Origin of the sequence: Alteribacillus bidgolensis, assembly GCF_002886255.1 — a bacterium.
GTDB classification, from domain to species: Bacteria; Bacillota; Bacilli; order Bacillales; family Marinococcaceae; genus Alteribacillus; species Alteribacillus bidgolensis.
Map to the genome: position 1 here is coordinate 3,537,256 of NZ_KZ614149.1, position 15,692 is coordinate 3,552,947.

15 protein-coding genes are annotated in these 15,692 nt (G+C 43.3%); 11 read left to right on the forward strand and 4 right to left on the reverse strand.

Annotation, left to right across the window (positions count from 1 at the left end; all coding sequences use genetic code 11):
- The first annotated feature begins 23 nt into the window (after positions 1-23).
- Genes uxaC through CEF16_RS17590 form a run of 4 tightly spaced genes read left to right on the forward strand, consistent with a single transcriptional unit; the run spans position 24 to position 4,448 of the window.
- On the forward strand, positions 24-1,421 hold the full coding sequence (gene uxaC / locus CEF16_RS17575; RefSeq protein WP_091584178.1) for a glucuronate isomerase: 1,398 nt from the start codon (positions 24-26) through the stop codon (positions 1,419-1,421).
- A gap of 21 nt (positions 1,422-1,442) precedes the next feature.
- Complete coding sequence (gene uxuA, locus CEF16_RS17580; protein ID WP_091584181.1) at positions 1,443-2,486, forward strand: mannonate dehydratase; 1,044 nt, start codon at positions 1,443-1,445, stop codon at positions 2,484-2,486.
- 4 nt (positions 2,487-2,490) lie between these two features.
- Positions 2,491-3,342 carry an SDR family oxidoreductase gene (locus CEF16_RS17585; protein WP_091584183.1) on the forward strand — a complete coding sequence of 284 codons (852 nt, stop codon included), beginning with the start codon at positions 2,491-2,493 and terminating at the stop codon, positions 3,340-3,342.
- A gap of 56 nt (positions 3,343-3,398) precedes the next feature.
- On the forward strand, positions 3,399-4,448 hold the full coding sequence (locus CEF16_RS17590; RefSeq protein ID WP_091584186.1) for a TRAP transporter substrate-binding protein: 1,050 nt from the start codon (positions 3,399-3,401) through the stop codon (positions 4,446-4,448).
- A gap of 266 nt (positions 4,449-4,714) precedes the next feature.
- On the opposite strand, the gene CEF16_RS17600 is transcribed toward CEF16_RS17590, so the two are convergent.
- Positions 4,715-5,080: a hypothetical protein gene (locus CEF16_RS17600; RefSeq protein ID WP_139185940.1), complete on the reverse strand. Its 366-nt coding sequence runs from the start codon at positions 5,078-5,080 to the stop codon at positions 4,715-4,717.
- A 14-nt stretch (positions 5,081-5,094) separates the two neighbouring features.
- On the opposite strand from CEF16_RS17600, the gene CEF16_RS23385 reads away from it, so the two are divergent.
- From CEF16_RS23385 to CEF16_RS17620, 5 genes are all read left to right on the forward strand, one after another.
- Positions 5,095-5,310, forward strand: a complete 216-nt coding sequence (locus CEF16_RS23385; protein ID WP_139185941.1) for a glycoside hydrolase family 2 TIM barrel-domain containing protein — start codon at positions 5,095-5,097, stop codon at positions 5,308-5,310.
- Positions 5,311-5,454: 144 nt separating this feature from the next.
- Positions 5,455-5,649 carry a glycoside hydrolase family 2 TIM barrel-domain containing protein gene (locus CEF16_RS17605; RefSeq protein ID WP_091584195.1) on the forward strand — a complete coding sequence of 65 codons (195 nt, stop codon included), beginning with the start codon at positions 5,455-5,457 and terminating at the stop codon, positions 5,647-5,649.
- Positions 5,650-5,705: 56 nt separating this feature from the next.
- A complete protein-coding gene (locus CEF16_RS17610) occupies positions 5,706-6,224 on the forward strand; it encodes a TRAP transporter small permease (RefSeq protein WP_175488349.1) in 519 nt (172 codons plus the stop codon).
- Positions 6,225-6,235: 11 nt separating this feature from the next.
- The gene (locus CEF16_RS17615; protein ID WP_091584197.1) at positions 6,236-7,534 is read left to right on the forward strand and encodes a TRAP transporter large permease; all 1,299 of its coding nucleotides are present in this window, start codon (positions 6,236-6,238) and stop codon (positions 7,532-7,534) included.
- Between the two features lie 14 nt (positions 7,535-7,548).
- The gene (locus CEF16_RS17620; protein WP_091584200.1) at positions 7,549-9,942 is read left to right on the forward strand and encodes a glycoside hydrolase family 31 protein; all 2,394 of its coding nucleotides are present in this window, start codon (positions 7,549-7,551) and stop codon (positions 9,940-9,942) included.
- Positions 9,943-11,001: 1,059 nt separating this feature from the next.
- Here the strand turns inward: CEF16_RS17620 and CEF16_RS17625 are convergent.
- The 3 genes from CEF16_RS17625 to CEF16_RS17635 all read right to left on the reverse strand — a co-directional run bounded on the left by CEF16_RS17625 (position 11,002) and on the right by CEF16_RS17635 (position 13,449).
- On the reverse strand, positions 11,002-11,625 hold the full coding sequence (locus CEF16_RS17625) for a LysE family translocator (protein ID WP_091584203.1): 624 nt from the start codon (positions 11,623-11,625) through the stop codon (positions 11,002-11,004).
- Between the two features lie 102 nt (positions 11,626-11,727).
- The gene (locus tag CEF16_RS17630) at positions 11,728-12,639 is read right to left on the reverse strand and encodes a LysR family transcriptional regulator (RefSeq protein ID WP_170032061.1); all 912 of its coding nucleotides are present in this window, start codon (positions 12,637-12,639) and stop codon (positions 11,728-11,730) included.
- A 15-nt stretch (positions 12,640-12,654) separates the two neighbouring features.
- Positions 12,655-13,449, reverse strand: a complete 795-nt coding sequence (locus CEF16_RS17635; RefSeq protein ID WP_091584208.1) for a sulfite exporter TauE/SafE family protein — start codon at positions 13,447-13,449, stop codon at positions 12,655-12,657.
- Positions 13,450-13,707: 258 nt separating this feature from the next.
- Here CEF16_RS17635 and CEF16_RS17640 point away from each other — a divergent pair, with 258 nt between their 5' ends.
- Positions 13,708-14,565: a transketolase gene (locus CEF16_RS17640; RefSeq protein ID WP_245917913.1), complete on the forward strand. Its 858-nt coding sequence runs from the start codon at positions 13,708-13,710 to the stop codon at positions 14,563-14,565.
- On the forward strand, positions 14,543-15,562 hold the full coding sequence (locus tag CEF16_RS17645; protein WP_091584217.1) for a transketolase family protein: 1,020 nt from the start codon (positions 14,543-14,545) through the stop codon (positions 15,560-15,562). Before CEF16_RS17640 ends, CEF16_RS17645 begins: the two co-directional genes overlap by 23 nt.
- Positions 15,563-15,692: the final 130 nt, after the last annotated feature.

Genomic DNA, 15,692 nt, shown 5'->3' on the forward strand with positions numbered 1-15,692 from the left:
AGTTACGGGAGGTATCCGTATTTATGAAAACGTTTATTTCAGAAGACTTTCTGCTGGAAGGAGAAACGGCGAAAGAACTTTATCACAATTATGCGAAACAGATGCCGATCATTGATTACCACAATCATTTAGTGCCGGAAGAAATTCTTGAAGATAAAAATTATAAGGATATTGCAGAAATTTGGCTTGCCGGTGATCATTACAAATGGCGTGCGATGAGAGCAAACGGGATTCATGAATCTTTCATAACAGGAGATAAAACCAATTACGAAAAATTTGAAGCCTGGGCTGCTACCGTTCCGAAACTTCTCGGCAATCCGCTGTATCACTGGACGCATTTAGAGCTGCAGCGGTATTTCGGGATAGACGAGCTTCTGGATGAAACGACAGCACCGGCTATCTGGAAAGAAGCCAATGATAAGCTGCAGCAGTCCGATTTTTCCGTACGTTCGCTGCTGAAACGGGACAACGTTACGTTTGTCGGCACTACTGACGACCCGGCCGATGACCTTGCGGCTCATAAGCAGCTGCATGAGGAAGGGTTTGATGTCACGGTGTCTCCATCGTTCCGGCCGGATAAGGGATTGAAGATCGAAAAAGCTGGGTTTGGAGAATGGCGGAAAGCGTTGGAACACGCAGCCGGTTTTTCCATTGAAACGTATGACGATCTGTTGAAAGCCTTTTCGAAACGAGTGAACTATTTTGATGCGCTCGGCTGCCGGAGTGCAGACCACGGTATCACGGCCATGTTTTATGAACCGGCGGCAAAAGCTGATGCAGAATACGTGTTTGAAAAGAGGCTGAACGAAGAAGAACTCACTACAAAAGAAATCGGGCAATACAAGACTTATACGCTGTTTAGTCTGGCGGAAATGTATGCTGAGAAAGGCTGGGTGATGCAGCTTCATATCGGCGCATTGCGGAATAATAATACAAAGATGTTTGAAAAACTCGGGCCTGACAGCGGGTTTGACTCGATCGGGGATGATCTGCTTGCCAGACCGCTTTCTCGTTTTCTCGATTCATTAGAGAAAAAGAATGTTCTTCCTAAAACAGTGCTCTACAGCCTGGATGCCCGTGATAATTATATCCTCGCAACAGCGGCAGGTAATTATCAAAACGATGAAGTCCCCGGGAAGATACAGTTTGGCACAGCCTGGTGGTTTAACGATCATATCGACGGGATGGAAAATCAGATGAAAATTCTCGCCAATACTGGTCTAATCAGTAACTTCATCGGAATGCTGACTGATTCGAGAAGCTTTTTATCTTTCTCCCGGCATGAGTACTTCCGAAGAATATTATGTAATCTGCTCGGCGGCTGGGTTGATCGGGGAAGAGCTCCGAAAGATATGGAACTGCTGAAAAAATACGTTCAGGATATTTGTTATTACAACGCCAAACGTTATTTCAAATGTTGAACGATAAAGGAGGAACAAAAGATGGAAATGAGTTTCCGCTGGTACGGGGAGTATGATCCGGTAACGCTGGAGCAGATCCAGCAGATTCCCGGAATGACTGGTATCGTCTCCGTCGTATATGACATTCCGGCAGGGGAAGTCTGGCCGCTTGAACGGATAGAACGGTTAAAACAAACCATTGAAAATCAGGGATTGAAACTGAATGTAATTGAAAGTGTTCCAGTTCATGAAGAAATAAAAATGGGAGCGGCGTCTCAGGACAAATGGATAGAAAACTATAAAGAAACCCTTCGAAATCTCTCGAGGGCAGGAATCCGCACCGTCTGCTATAATTTCATGCCTGTCTTTGACTGGACACGCTCGGAGCTGGATGCTGTGCTTCCGGACGGCTCGAATTCATTAAAATACGACGAAGAAACGGTGCAGTATATTGATCCGTTAAGTGGGGAGCTGATGCTTCCAGGATGGGATCTCTCCTATCAGATCGAGGATTTAAGAAAAATCATGGACACTTATCAGTTTATCTCTGAACAGCAGCTCATGGATAATCTTATCTATTTCCTGGAACAGGTAGTACCTGTGGCAGAAGAAGAAGACGTCCTGCTGGCCATCCATCCTGATGATCCGCCCTGGCCGATCTTTGGACTGCCCCGGGTGGTGACCAACAAAGAAAACGTGGAGTATATGCTTCATCGGGTGGACAGCCCGAATAACGGAATCACATTTTGTACCGGTTCCTACGGGGCTGACCCAGAAAATGATTTACCCGGCATTATCGAGTCAGCAAAAGGGCGTATCTATTTCGTCCATGCGAGGAATGTGAAATGGACCGGACCGCGGTCATTTCAGGAAACCTCTCATTCTATCAAAGATGGCTCTCTTGATCTGACGGCCGTGCTGCAAAAATTGCATGATGTCGGGTTTTCCGGGCCGATTCGGCCGGACCATGGCCGGATGATTTGGGGAGAAACCGGTCGTCCTGGATATGGGTTATACGATAGGGCCCTAGGTGCAGCGTATTTAAACGGTATTATCGATACACTAGAAGAAAAGTCAGGAGAATAAAAGTATGCAGTTACCATTTCATGTAGATTTGAAAAATAAAACAGCAGTTGTTACAGGCGGCAGCGGGGTACTCGGCTCCGTGTTCAGTGAAGCGCTGGCAGCCGCTGGTGCCAAGGTTGTCGTCCTTGCCCGAAATAAGGAAAAGGTGGATGACGTCACGGGGCGTATTATACAGCAAGGGGGGGAGTGTCTAGGATACAGTGTGGATGTATTGGATAAGAAGGCATTGGAAGAAGTCCATCAGGAAGTCAAAGAAAGATTCGGTCCGTGTCAGATTTTAATCAATGGAGCCGGCGGCAATCATCCAAAAGCAACAACCACGAGTGAACGATTCTCGTTGGAGGATCTTCAGGATGAAAACAATCAGACCTTTTTTGACCTGGAGCCTGAAGCGGTCGAAAAACTTTTTCAGCTTAATTATCTGGGCACCTTAATACCAACCCAGGTGTTTTCCCGCGATATGGTAAAGGAAGAGGAGTCTTCGATTATCAATATTTCATCGATGAACGCCGTCCGGCCATTAACGAAAATACCAGCATATAGTGGTGCCAAGTCAGCGATCAGCAATTTTACCCAATGGCTGGCGGTTCATTTTTCGAACACAGGGGTGCGGGTGAATGCGATGGCACCGGGATTTTTCCAAACCGAACAGAACAGGGACTTATTATTTGATGAAAATGGAGAATTCAGTGCCAGAGCCAATAAAATCCTCTCACAAACGCCAATGGAACGTTTTGGAAAACCGGAAGAACTCATCGGAACGCTGCTCTGGCTTGTGGATCATCACTTTTCCGGTTTTGTCAACGGCATTGTCGTTCCGGTTGATGGTGGATTCTCAGCATATTCTGGAGTGTAAGCCAATATAAAAATAAATTTTATGAAAAGGGTTTCAATGATAAAGGAGAGAGTAAAATGAAAAAGTATATGAAAGCGTTAGGAATTGGAAGCTTGTTACTGTTTGCTGCAGCCTGTGGAAATGGAGAAGAGCAATCATCAGGGGATAACAGTACGTCCGGCGGTTCTTCCGATGGAGAAAGCGCAGCTCAACAAGAAGAATCACATGACCTCAGACTGGCCCACAATTTGGGGGAAGACCATCCGGTGCATAAAGGTCTGGTAGATTTTAAAGAACGTGTAGAGGAAAAGTCAGACGGTAATATGACGGTTAAAATCTTTCCGAACGGAACCCTGGGATCGGAAAATGAAGTACTAGAACAGGTGCAGAACGGCGGTATTGATATGACGAAGGTTTCGGCAGGAGCACTGGAAAACTTTGCTTCGGAGTACGCCGTCTTTAGTCTTCCTTATGTATTTGAAGACGAAGATCATTTCTTTGAAAGCATGGAGTCCGACGCTGTGCAGGAATTGTATGAAGGTACGGAAGAAGAAGGATTTATCGGAGTAACGTACTATGATTCCGGGGCACGCAGTTTCTATACCCAGGATACACCGATTGAACATCCGGATGATCTCAAAGGGATGAAAATCCGCGTGATGAATAGTGAAACCCAGATCGATATGGTCGAAACGATGGGCGGTTCTCCAACACCGATGCCATACGGAGACATTTACACCGGCCTGCAGCAGGGTGTTATTGACGGGGCGGAAAGCAACCCGACGGCTTTGACGACCGGCAATCACGGCGAAGTGGCCAAAGCATTCTCGTATGACCAGCATACACGTATCCCGGATATCGCTGTGATGAGTGCAGACACATGGAATACCCTTTCTGAAAATCAGCAGGAAATCATTAAGACTTCTGCAGAAGAATCGACAGAAACCCAAAAAGAAATCTGGTCGGAAGCAGTGGAAGAAGCAAAAACAGAAGCCAAAGAAATGGGCGTCGAGTTCTATGAGGTCGATAAGGAACCTTTCCGCGAAGCGGTAGAACCAATGATTGAAGATTACCGGGAAGACGAAGCGATTGCTGACCTGCTTGATGAGTTTGAATCCTTGCGTTAGTTTTTTTCAGAATTCATTGTCCACGGCTGTACGGCTGAGGCAATAAATTTTCACTCCTTAACAGAAAAGGGATGACTCATGCTATATCCAATACCAACACCCAAAAGGGATAGAAGCCAATTATCAGGTTTCTGGAAAGCGTCTGTAGATCTGAAACACGGCCTGCCCAAATTTTGGGAAGTTCCCGTACCATCAAGCATTAATGAATTTCTACCGGAAGAAATTCCTCAGGATTTTATCGGCGATGTTTGGTATGAAACGGAATTTTATTTCCCCTTCCTGGATTGAAGAAGATAATCAAGTGTTTGCGTATCGGGGGAGCTGCTTACGGGCTGAATGGAAGGAAATTGGGAAGTCACAAAGGCGGCTATCTCCCGTTTGAATTTGAAATAAGCCATCTGCTGAAACGTACTGAAAAAACCTGCCATCATCAAAGTGATCAATGAATTGGACTGGACCTCGCTTTCTCCTGGAGAAGTCGTGGAAGAGAATGGGCGGAAAATGTTGAAACAGCACCACGATTTGATGAAGCCCCTGCTGTAGGGATGCTTGGCCAGGCCGTTCTGGCTGTTGGAGAATTGGATGGCGTGTTTGCGGAAGATAAAGTGAATGAACAGACGCTGGCTCATCATAAAATAAAGCCATCATGAAAAAGTTGATCAGCCGGGATGAAAATCCCCCGATTGTCGTCATGTGGTGTGTTGCGAATGAGGCTTCAACCATGGAAGAAAACGCACATGCGTATTTCAAAGAACTGATTGAAGAAACGAGAAAATGGGATGACCGTCCGCTTATGAATGTCAATCTAATACTGATTGAGCCGCAAAAATGCTTTGTATCTTCTTTAGTAGATGTGATGTGATCGGGTGTATTTTGGATGGTATTCCAATCAGGGGAATTTGGATAAAGGAAAACGTGTGTTAAGAGATCATTTACTGTCATGGAAGCAGTATCACCATAAGCCGGTCATGATGAAAGAATATGGAGTGGATACAATCCCCAGGGCATGCATAAATATCCTCCTGTCATGTTCTCTGAAGAATTTCAGGTTGAATTTTTACGAGCCTATCATGAAATATTTGATACATTAGGCTGGCTTATAGGAGAACATGTATGGAATTTTGCTGATTTTATGACAAAGGAAGGAATAATAAGAGTGGACGGAAACAAAAAGAGCATTTCACCAGAGACGGGATCCTAAAAGTGCTGCATATTATTTAAAACAGCGCTGGAATAATCAGGAGAAGGAGGGCATTTATGCTGAATAAAATGAAAACCCTCATCAGCAGAATTGTGATGATTGTTGCTTCTATACTAACCGTAATTATGGTAGCGGGAGCATTTTGGCAGGTATTCAGCCGGTACGTGCTGGGAGATCCCAGTGTATATACGGAAGAGCTTCTTAAGTTTCTTTTGATTTGGGTTGCTCTGCTGGGAGCAGCGTATGCGTTTAGCGTGAATGAACATTTAGCGATTGTGTTTCTGAAAAATAAATTGAAAGATAAAAAAGCATTAACCCTGCAATGGTTGATAGACGGTTTGGTAATAGCTTTTTGTATAGCCGTCCTTATTATTGGAGGCTGGGATTTATCAAATTCAACGATGGGGCAGTTGACACCTATTCTTAATATCTCAATGGGATGGGTGTACATGATTCTGCCAATATCGGGATGTCTCATCATCTTTTTTCAGCTTATCAATATCAGTGAACGGAAAAAGGAGCTAAAAAACCGCGAACAGAGTGCTCAAACAGAAGGAGAAGTCATTAGAGAGTAGGTGAAGAAAGTATGGCGTTTCAAGCCGCAATAGTATTATTTGCAACATTTTTTATGTTGTTAGGTATTGGTGTTCCTATTTCCGTTTGTATAGGGATTGCCTCACTGACGGCAGCATTGCTTGCTGTTCCGCTTGATATTATTTTATTTACAGCTGCCCAGAATATGGTCGGCGGCATCAATAGTTTTGCCCTGCTGGCGGTGATCTTTTTTATTTTGGCCGGCAGTATTATGAATAACGGCGGGATAGCGATCCGCCTGATTAATCTGGCAAAATTAATAGCAGGACGGTTGCCGGGGTCGCTTGCTCATACTAATGTGGTAGGGAATATGTTATTTGGATCCATTTCAGGATCGGCGGTGGCGGCAGCTGCTGCAATCGGCAGTGTCATGTCTCCGCTTCAGGCTCAGGAAGGATACAAACGAAGTTATTCAGCGGCAGTAAACATTGCTTCTTCCCCTACCGGCTTTTTGATACCCCCGAGTGGAGCACTAATTATCTATTCCCTTGTGAGCGGCGGAACATCGATTGCTGCGCTCTTTATTGCCGGATATCTTCCTGGAATTCTGATGGGGCTGTCGATCATGGTAGTCGCTTACTTCATTGCAAAAAAAGAACAGTATCCAGTAGCGGATCCTATTCCATTTAAAGTAAAGATCAAAGTGATTCTGGATGCGATTCCAAGCCTGATGCTGATTGTGATTGTTATTGGAGGTATCGTGGCAGGTATTTTCACAGCGACAGAAGGGGCTGCAGTTGCTGTCATCTATGCTACGCTGCTTGCCTTGATTTACCGCTCCATCAGCTGGCACGACATTCCAAAGATTTTAACAGAATCGATCACGATGACCGGGATTGTCCTGTTTTTGGTAGGGGCTTCTTCTGTCATGTCGTGGTCGATGACGATTACCGGCATCCCCGGAGAAATCAGTAACGCGATTCTAAGCATATCGGATAATAAGATTATCGTATTGTTTATGATGATGGTCATTCTTTTAGTCATTGGAACGTTTATGGATATCACCCCGGCTGTACTGATCTTCACACCGATCTTTCTGCCGATTGCGACGCAGATGGGAGTAGATCCGGTACACTTCGGAATTATCCTCATCTTTAACCTGGCGATCGGGATTATGACACCACCGGTTGGAAGTGCGCTGTTTATCGGAAGCAGTGTCGGAAAAGTTTCCATAGAGGAGGTCATTCCTACCTTGGTGAAATTCTTCGCTGCCCTTATTATTGCGTTATTCCTGGTCGTCTATATTCCGCAGATCAGCCTGTTTCTGCCGCAATTGCTTAATTTATTGTAAAGGAGTAGGAAAGCATGAATATGGATGCTTATCGTTTTCGCTGGGTGGAGGGAAGACCTTCCTCCATCCATCTAATCAATGCAGCAGAAGATACAGAAATCCGGATATGGATTCTGGAAGAAAATATTTTTCGAATATATATAAAAGGCATCAATGAAAAACCTCTGCCGACCTGGACGGTGGCCCCGGGGATGGAGGATGTGCCGTATGAAGGGCGGAACCGGCTGGACCTTTCTCCGTTCACGTGTCCCGCCTATTCTGTAAATAAAATAAATGAGCAAGAGTTTGAACTCTTTACTTCCAAGTTAAAACTATATATTTTTATGGATTCCCTAAAGTTCATCTGGTATGAAAAGCAGAATGGAGACTGGAAAGAAATAGCGAGAGACCGGGATACACAAAGCTATAACCTGGATGGAACCCTGGGAAGAGGGCGGTTTCATTATATGAAACGATGCAGGGAAGAAATGTTTTTCGGCTTGGGGGAAAAGGCCGGACCGTTAAACCGGCATGGTCACCGGTACCGCATGCAAAACATGGACCCGATGGGGTATGATCCTTATTTAACCGATCCATTGTATAAACATATTCCCTTTTTCATGACGAGGACAAAAAACAGGCAGTGGTACGGGATGTTTTATGACAATTTGTCTACGAGCGTCTTTGATATGGGAAAGGAACTGGATAACTATCATGGCTTTTACCGTTACTATCATGCTGAATCCGGGCCGCTTGATTACTATATGATCAGCGGAAAGGATGCTGCGGAGGTTGTGGAAACGTATTCCTGGTTAACGGGGAAAACAGCGTTTTTCCCGAAATGGAGCCTGGGTTATTCTGGATCGACGATGACCTACACCGATGCTCCGGACGCCCAGGTTCAGATGAATCAGTTTATTCAGGATTGTGAAGACTACGAAATTCCATGCCATTCTTTTCAGTTATCCTCCGGTTATACATCGATCGAGAGCAAACGTTATGTGTTCAACTGGAATACGACCAAATTTCCTGAACCCAAGCGTTTCACCACGTATTACAAAGAGCACGGGGTGAACCTATGTGCCAACATTAAACCGTGTCTGCTGAAGGATCACCCGATGTATGAGGAATTGAAAGAGAAGGGGTATTTTATTAAGAACCGTACTGGGGAGGAAGAAGAACTGGTTCAGTTCTGGGACGATCTCGGAGCCTATATCGATTTCACCAACCCGGGAGCGGTCGAATGGTGGAAGGAAAAAGTAAAAGAGAAGCTCCTTTCCTATGGCATTGATTCTACTTGGAACGATAATAATGAATTTGAAATATGGGACGGGGAGGCAAAACTACATGGGTTCGGTAGCGGATTAAACATGGAGGACTGCCGTCCGGTACTTTCCCTTCTTATGACGAAAACGTCGCTGGATGCACAGAAAGAATTTCAACCCTCGGTGCGTCCGTATGCAATTACGAGATCAGGCGGCCCCGGTCTGCAGCGATACGCCCAGACCTGGTCAGGCGACAACTATACGAGCTGGGACACGTTGAAGTACAACGTATTAACCGGTATTGGACTAAGCCTGTCCGGCGTTTATAACTTCGGACATGATGTCGGCGGTTTTGCGGGTGGGGCCCCGGAACCGGAACTGTTCATCCGCTGGATTCAGAACGGCATCGTTCATCCGAGATTCACTATTCATTCCTGGAATGACGACGGTTCCGTCAACGTACCGTGGATGTATCCGGACCACATCAAGCCGATCAAACGTCTGATGGATTTCCGGGAAACCATTACTCCATATTTGTATCAGCTCATGAAAGACGCACACGATCAGTATAAACCGATGATCCAGCCGATGTTTTATTACTTTGGTCATGACGAGAAAACATTGGAAGAATCGTACCAGTTTATGCTAGGAGAACAGGTCCTTGTTGCCCCCGTCGTGGAAAAAGGGGTACGGGAAATTGACGTCTACCTTCCTAACAATGTGAAAGGCTGGTATGACTGGCATACCGGAGTATTCTATACCGGCGGCCAGGCGATTACAGCAGCGGCTCCGATGGACCGAGTGCCATTGTTTGTGCAGGCTGGTTCTATTATTCCGATTGATGATAAAGAAGATAAAATGGAGAAGGGAGAACAGCGCGGCTATCTTTGCTTTCCTCTGCAGGAGGAAGGTAGTGTCCAGTTCAGCCATTACGAAGATGATGGAGTGTCCATTGATTATAAAGAGGGTATCTATACGGTTAATGAGATGGAACTCCGGACTAACGCTGGCGGCTTAGAAATAAATATAGCAAGCACCGGTTCCTACATCCTGCCTTATAAGGAGATTACGCTCTACTTTCCAAAGGCACTGGACGACGGGTTGATCATCAACGATCAGACGTGGACATCCTCTTCTTCAGAATATACGATAGACATTAAATGATGGGAAAGGGCATTATGATTAGTTCATAGTGCCCTTTCTATTAGGATGAAAATGGAGAAAGAACTGTTAAGCTGTCTTAAAGACCAAACAGATCCTTGTATTTAGAGAAAAAGCCTGTTTAAGCGGGATATCCAATTATCCTCAGGCGAAAAGATTATATGCATTCTACACTGGCTTGGGAGGTTCTATTTATTCGAGGTGTTTCTACGACAAATGGCAGAATAAATTTTTTCCTGGGAAATGTTGTCGAATAAAAAGGGGAAACACTGCTATTTCCGGTTTAACGGTCAAAGTGGAAGCCTCCAGGTGGAGGAAGGACGCCCTATGAAAGTTTTTATCGTAATTGGAAGACTTGTCATTGGAGGGTAGCTGGAGAGTCTTCTTTGGAAGACCATTTGGATAGATGAAAAACGAATTTTCGTGAAGGGGAAGGGCTGGTTGCAAAGGCTTTTGTTACCACTATTTTTTGTTGTGGAGGCGGTGCCTGTAATAGAAGCTTTCGACAGCAGGCTGCGTTTAGATCATAATGTGTTATTTACCATAATCTATTATTCTGATTCCCCTTTGTTTAGTTTTTGTTAAGGGTGTTTTTGCTCAAACTTTATTTCAAAGCAACACATTAAAATTCAAGCATAACTGATGTTATGTTCGGTTTTCATGATAAAATACAACACTTGATAAATATTCACGTGTGACATGAAAAGGTACGAATCGTTGCCGTATCCCAGCGTAGGAAATGTCAAGTAATGGGTATACAAATCGGGCGCTTATCGATTATAACAAAAGGAATTATTTAGCTGGTAACAATGCAAAGAGGTGATAGTCGGGGGATATTTTACAAATGGTTTTTGGGTTCATACTTGCATAAGTAGTAAGCACTCTTAGACATCTAACGGGTAATTATAGTCGATTTTGTTTTACTCTAAGGTGAATGAGGTCACTTGTAGTAGAAAAAGGATAGGATAAGCCGATGTCTCTGCTTACCTATCCTTTTTCTTGTGACTTTAAAGTGTTTTAATTATTGTCTTGACTTTCAATAAAATTTTCACGGTGCACTTGTTATTTTTCACTAAACAAAATTTGAAGGCCTATGATGGTAAATAATCCTCCTTGAATAATATTCATACGTCTGGAAACTCCAGGGTTTTCCAACACGAAACGGCTTGCTTTGTTGGCTGTGAAACTAACGATAGAAAAAATGACAAGAGCCTGAACAAGAAAAACAAGTCCAAGTATCAACATTTGCACTGTTACAGAACCAGCTGCAGGGCTTGTGAACTGAGGAAGCAGAGCTAGAAAAAACAGAGATACCTTGGGATTGAGCAAGTTCATAATAATGCCTTTTTTGTATAGTGCCAGGTATTGAAGAGGGCTTGTTCCGTTAGATAAACCAGTTTTTGATCTATCTCGAAAAGCAAGCCATGCTAAGTATAGAAGATAAGCGGCTCCCGCATATTTGACGATTGAAAATGCAATAGAAGATTGATAGATAATAGCAGAAATTCCAGCCGCAGCTGCTGTAATATGCACAAGCAAACCGGAGCAGAGACCAAGCGCAGTGGCAATTCCTGCTTGTTTATTTTGAGAGATGCTTTGCGCAATAACAAATAAAATGTCAGGTCCTGGGGAGAGCGTCAGCACCACTGCAGTTCCTATAAACGCTAGTATGACAAGAGGGTCCATGTGCACCATTCCTTTACAAGCGATTAATTTCTAAATAAAAGTATACAAGAGAAAGTGAACGTACGAAAAGCAGCATCTAATATGATGAGGCGAAACGTTTTATTAAGAAACTATAGAGGATCGCTTTTGTAAAAAGTGACGTACGTAATCACTAAATTGACTGATCGAATCTTTAGCAAAACGCTGTACTCTCGAAGCTACCCAAAGCGGTCGCTGAATGTGGATGCCGCTGACGTCCACTTCATAAAGAAGGCCTGCTTTAAGTTCTTGTCTTACCGCAAGACGTGATACATAACCATAACCAAGACCAGACTGGACAGCACTTTTTATGGCTTGCGTCGTGCTTAATTCTAGTGTGTTTTCTAATTGGTTAAGATTTATTTTTTCAAATAGATGGTTTTCAACAATCTGCCGGCTCGCTGAAGTGCTTTCCCGATGAATCATCCGGTCGTTCAAAAGCTCTCTTGGCACAATATGTTTTTTCTCTGCCCATCGATGGTTAGGGGGTACGATCAAAACAATATTGTCGCTTGCAATAACTTTTTTATCAAATTCGGGATTATGTACTTCTCCTTCAACAAAAGCAAGGTCGATATTTTCTTCTTCGAGATCTGCCAGTACAGCAGGAGTGTTACTGATTGACAAATGTATTTGAAAAGAGGGACTCTCCTGTTGAAAAGCGCTGATAATTTCCGGAAGGACATATTCGCCGAGAGTATAAGACGAACCTATCTTTAAGGATTGCGTTTGGATCCCGCGCAACATTTCAATAGCTGCTACCGACTGTTCATATTCTTTTACGATAAATTTAGCATGATCATACAATCTTTCACCTGCGGGGGTCAGTACGACAGTACTATGTTCACGATCAAAAAGGAGGGTGGAATAATGTTCTTCCAGCTGTCTAATTTTTTTTGTAACAGCCGGCTGTGATAAATAAGCTCTTTTTGCGGCGGCGCTTATGCTTCCTTCTTCTATGACGTAACAAAAAAGCTGGAACGTTTGAATGCGCATAGATAACATCTTCCTTTACATTTGAAAAATCATACTAGCTCCTATAACAATGACTACAGTCGCAAGCAGTCTTGTAATGGTGGTTCCTTTCATTTTTTTTGAAAGAATTGCACCAGCCTGGGCACCTGCAAGCACCCCTGCTCCACTCCAGAGAACGATATTCCAATCCACTGCATTGTTTACAATACCAGGTATAAGACCGCTGAGAGAATATAAAGCAAGAGCAAAAATCGAAGTAGCGGTTGCTGCTTTTAATGACAACCCAAAGCCATAAACCAAAATAGGAACGAGAAGCCAGCCGCCGCCAATACCAAAGAACGAAGAAATAACACCAAGCATACTGCCAATACCTAACAGTACAGGCAGTTTTATCGTTTGATCTTCATTTAATTCTTTTTCATTTAAAGTATAACTGTTCTCTGCTGTTGCTGCTACTTCATCTTTTGCCTGAGGTGTTTTTTTTAAAATTAAGTATAAACCGAGGCCGATTAAAAGACATGCAAATAAGGCGTAAAAAACAGCTTCAGAACTAAATCGAACGAGTCTTTCTCCTAACAGGGTTCCAGGGAAGGCCCCGGCGGCGAGAAGTAAACCGGTTCGAAGCAAAACCCGGTGTTGTTTTAAAAATACGGGCAAGCCAGCAGCAGCGTTTAGGAAAACAATAGCCAGGCCGGTGGCAGCTGCTGCTTCTGGAGAAATATCATAAAACATTACCAAAACAGGGACGAACAAAAATCCGCCGCCTGCACCAATAATGGTTCCATAAGTGCTCGCAGTAAAACCAAGTAAAATAAGAGCTGTAATAACCATTTGTGTAACCTCCTAGCTAATTTCATTTATATCATGGAGGAAGCCGATAAAGTGGTAATAAGACAAATATGAATAGTCTATAACTGATTGTTATAACATCGATGGTAAAAAGCTTATCATTTAATATCTTGGCCTTTATTTATCTGAAAATTACTTAAAAAATATTGACTAAATTATTTAACTATTATAATATCTACTAAAGTTCAAAATAAGAATATATTTTTCTCAATGTGAACCAACTAAGAGGAGGGAAATATTTTGTCTGAAATAGTGAGTAATGAAAAGTTAGTGCGAGAATTAGAAGAAAAAGCAAAATTTATTCGCCTGGAGACAGTCCGTCTTATTGATATAGCAAAGAGCGGGCATTATACCAGCGTTTTTTCATGCGCAGAACTGTTTTCGGTATTGTATTATCATGTAATGTCCGTGGATCCGAACAACCCTGATTGGGAAGATCGCGATAGATTTGTACTAAGTAAAGGCCATGCAGCCGTAGGTTTGTATCCTGTACTGGCTGATCATGGCTTCTTTCCCAAAGAATGGCTAGACAGCTACACGAGAGTTGGAAGCGCATTCGGCGATCATCCGGATATGAGAAAAATCCCTGGGATTGATTTTAGTTCAGGTTCTTTAGGCCAGGGGCTCTCGGTATCGACTGGTATGGCTATTGGAGGCAATATGAGCAATAAAGATTATAAAGTATATTGTATGCTCGGTGATGGTGAATTAAATGAAGGACAAATCTGGGAAGCTATTTTATCAGCAGCCAACTTGAAATTAAATAATCTGGTTGCCATTGTAGACCGGAATCAAATGTCACTAGACGGTTTCACAGAAGACATCATGCCAGTAAATCCGATTGACCAAAAATTTGAAGCATTTGGCTGGGAAACTCGTCATGTTGATGGGCATAATTTGACCGAATTAGTGGAGTTGTTTGATGAAATATCATCCACGAAAAGAGAAAAACCTCTCGTTATCATTGCTGATACGCTGAAAGGTAAAGGCGTTGAAGGAATGGAGTTAAATAACGATTGGCACTTAGGTTACCTGGCGGAAAAAGATCGAAAAAAAGTAGAGGAGGAAATCCATCGTGGTCTACAATCCCGTACATGAAAAATTTGATAATAGTTTGGAAGAAGGTTCATGGAATATTAGCATTGCAAACGGTGAAGGGAGCTCGGCAGTAAGCGGAAAAGTATTGGCCGATATACGTAATGAACGGGATGACATAGTAGTCTTTACTGCAGACGTCATGTATTCCAATCGATTAGCCGATTTTGCAAAAGCTCATCCAGAGTCGTTTATCAATTTTGGTATCTCCGAGCAGCATATGGTCTCAGCAGCTGCAGGTATAGCTACGACAGGGAAAATTCCTTATATCGGAACCTTCGCTTCGTTCCTGTCACTGCTTAGTTGTGAACAAATCCGCACATCTGTTGCTTACCCAAACCTGCCTGTACGTTTAATCGGTCATCACTCCGGTATGACAATGGGCTTCTATGGTACTTCTCATCATGCATTAGAAGACCTTTCTATTCTTCGTTCGATGGCAGAAATGACGATCATTTGTCCAACAGACCCTGCGCAAGTGGAGGCGGCGATTAGGTCTACGGTTGATCATCCAGGCCCGATATATTTCCGGATGGGACGCGGAAGAGATAAACAGGTGTATGAAAACGTATCGGAGGCTTTCGAACTTGGGAAAGCCAATGAACTTCGTGACGGAAAAGATGTCAGCGTCATTACAAATGGTTTGACATTGAGGTCGGTCGTTGACGCAGCTGCTCAATTAGAAGAAGAAGGTATTAGTGTAAATGTTATTGATATGCATACGATAAAACCGTTTGATGATGAAGCTGTTAAACAGGCCGTTGCAAAAACAGGAAAAATTATGACCGTAGAAGAACATTCTGTTATCGGAGGAATAGGTAGTTGTGCAGCTGAAGTGATAGCTGACAACAATTTAAATTGTGAATTTTCGCGTCATGGAATTTACGATGAATATGTACTAATTGGTCCGCCAGCTGCTTTATATAATCATTATGACCTTGATGCAGAGGGTGTTGCTAAAAGAATACGCGAATTTGTAATCGGTTCTAATAAAGAATAAGTGAGAAGCAGGTTATGTTCTTACAGGAAAATTTTGTCATTGGCGGATGATTATTTGGAAAAACAATGAGCAGGTAATGGACAATAGTGGCATAATCGGCCACTGCGTGTGGCCGATATTGTAGTTATGA